At 72.6% G+C, this 2,401-nt stretch carries 2 protein-coding genes; one reads left to right on the top strand and one right to left on the bottom strand.

Going from position 1 to position 2,401, the window contains the following annotated elements; translation table 11 throughout:
• Window positions 1-1,131, bottom strand: a 1,131-nt coding sequence (locus FNX44_RS26205) for a Gfo/Idh/MocA family protein (protein ID WP_143651462.1), incomplete at its 3' end; no start/stop codon positions are given.
• A gap of 199 nt (window positions 1,132-1,330) precedes the next feature.
• Between FNX44_RS26205 and FNX44_RS26200 the strand changes: the two genes are divergently transcribed.
• On the top strand, window positions 1,331-2,350 hold the full coding sequence (locus FNX44_RS26200) for a LacI family DNA-binding transcriptional regulator (protein WP_143651461.1): 1,020 nt from the start codon (window positions 1,331-1,333) through the stop codon (window positions 2,348-2,350).
• Window positions 2,351-2,401: the final 51 nt, after the last annotated feature.

Below are 2,401 nucleotides of genomic sequence, written 5' to 3'. Positions count from 1 at the left end.
GTCGGGGGTGGCGCAGTGGGCGGGTGCGTCGGGGCCGTCGGCGATGGAGCGCAGGAAGCGGTGGGCCTCGATGACCTTGAGGTCGTCGTAGCCCATCGCGTTGGCCGCACCGGGTTGGAAGGCGGCGAAGTCGCCGTGGCCCGGGCCGACGTAGACGGTGGTGACGGGCTGGTCCTGGTAGGAGCCGCCGCGGCTGACGCCCAGCTCGTTCATCCGACGGAAGTCCCAGAACACCGCGCCCTTGGTGCCGTGCACCTCGATGCCGTAGTTGTTCTGCTCGCCCACCGCGACCCGGCTGGCCTCCAGGACGCCGCGCGCGCCGGAGGCGAACCGGAGCAGGCAGCTCACGTAGTCCTCGTTCTCGACCGGGCCGAGTTCGCCGCCCGTGGCGAGCGCGTGGCCGGCGGTGGCGCCGGTGGGGCGGGCACGTTCGGGCAGGAAGACGGCGGTGTCGGCGGTGAGCGCGCTGATCTCGCCGAGCAGGTGGCGGGCGAGGTCGACGCCGTGGGAGGCGAGGTCGCCGAGGACGCCGCTGCCGCCGCGTTCCCGCTCGTAGCGCCAGGTGAGAGCGCCGTCGGGGTGGGCGGCGTAGTCGCTGAGCAGTCGTACCCGCAGATGGGTGACGGTGCCGAGTGCGCCGTCGCGGATCATCTGGCGGGCGGTCTGCACGGCGGGCGCGTTGCGGTAGTTGAAGCCGACGGCGGCGCGGACGCCGGCGGCGGTGACGGCGTCCGCCACGGCGCGGGCGTCAGCCGCCGTGAGGCCGACCGGTTTCTCGATCCATAGGTGCTTACCGGCCTCGGCTACCGCCACGCCGATCTCCCGGTGCAGGAAGTTGGGCGCGGTGACGCTGACGGCGTCGACCCTCGGGTCGGTGAGGACGTCCCGCCAGTGCGCGGCGGTGTCGGCGAAGCCGAACCGTGCCGCGGCCTCCTCGGCCCGGCCGGGTACCTCGTCGGCGACGGTCACCAGGCGCGGGCGCAGGGGGAGTTCGGGGAAGTGGTGCGGCACGCGGACGTACGCCTGGGTGTGCACCCGGCCCATCCAGCCGAAGCCGATCACGGCCACGCCCAGCGGGCGGGGAGCGTCCGCGTCGTCGGGCTGGGCGGCGGTCTCACGCGTCTTCTCCATCGCCGTTTCCTCTCCGGTGCGGGCCGAGGGGTAGTGCTTCTTGGACGCTGTTTGGATCGGTCCAAACGTGTCGTCCGTCAGCCTCCCTTCGCCCGGTACCCCTGTCAACACCTTTGACAGTCGCGTTGCCGGGTGCAAGAGTGCGAGGAGAGCGAGTGGATCGGTCCAAACGAGCGGACCGGAGAGGGTGGCGGTGACCATGGCCACGGGCGCGTCCGGCGGCAAGCCGACCATCCGTACCGTCGCCGAGCGCGCCGGGGTCTCCAAGTCGCTCGTCTCGCTTGTGCTGCGCGGCTCGGACCAGGTCCGGCCGGAGAAGCGCGAGGCCGTACTGGCCGCCGTACGGGAACTCGGCTACCGGCCCAACGCGGCGGCGCGCAGCCTCAGCGAGCAGCGCACCCGCACGGTCGGCGTGCTGCTGAACGATCTCCGCAACCCCTGGTTCGTCGACCTGCTGGACGGGCTGAACTCCCTGCTCCACGACAACGGCCTGCGGATGCTGCTCGGGGACGCCCGACTCAACCGCCGCCTCGGTCAGGACCTCGCCAGCCCGTTCCTCGACCTCCAGGTGGACGGGCTCGTCGCCGTCGGCACGCTGCCCGACCCGGCCTCGCTCGCCCGGGTCGCCGAGCGGATACCGGTGGTCGTCGCCGGCAGCCGGGAACCCGCGCTGCCCGGCGTCGACGTCGTCGCCGGCGACGACACACTCGGCGCGCGCCTGGCCACCGAACACCTCCTCTCCCTCGGTCATCGCCGCATCGCGCACGTCAGCGGCCACGGCGCGGTCGGCGAGCTGCGGCGGCGCAGCTTCGAGGCCACGATGGCGGCGCACGGCCTGGCCGACGACGCACACGTCGAACCGGGCGACCTCACCGAGGAGGGCGGCTACCGCGCCGCCGTGCGGCTGTTCGGCCGCCCCCACCGCCCCACCGCCGTGTTCGCCGTCAACGACATGACTTCCGTAGGCGTCGTCTCCGCCGCCGAGGAATCGGGGCTGCGGGTCCCGAGTGAACTGTCCGTCGTGGGCTACGACAACACCAGCATCTCCCAGCTCCGCCACGTCTGGCTGACGACTGTGGACAACGCCGGTCACGACGTCGGCAGACGCGCCGCCCGCTGCCTCCTCGACCGCTTCGAAACGTCGACCCGCCCCGCCGAACTCCAGCTCACCAGGCCCACTTTGGAGGTACGCGGCACCACGGCCGCACCTCCGGCGTGAGGTTGGGGAAACACCTACAGGCCGGTTTCGGTGGCGGTGGGGAAGGAGGGT

The organism is Streptomyces alkaliterrae (assembly GCF_007097205.2).
Classification (GTDB): Bacteria; Actinomycetota; Actinomycetes; order Streptomycetales; family Streptomycetaceae; genus Streptomyces; species Streptomyces alkaliterrae.
This window is presented reverse-complemented; position numbering and strand designations above follow the sequence as displayed.

What these genes read in the sequence shown, in the direction of transcription:
- FNX44_RS26200 (WP_143651461.1), top strand. Translation starts at nt 1,331, where the DNA reads ATGGCCACGGGCGCGTCCGGCGGCAAGCCGACCATCCGTACCGTCGCC.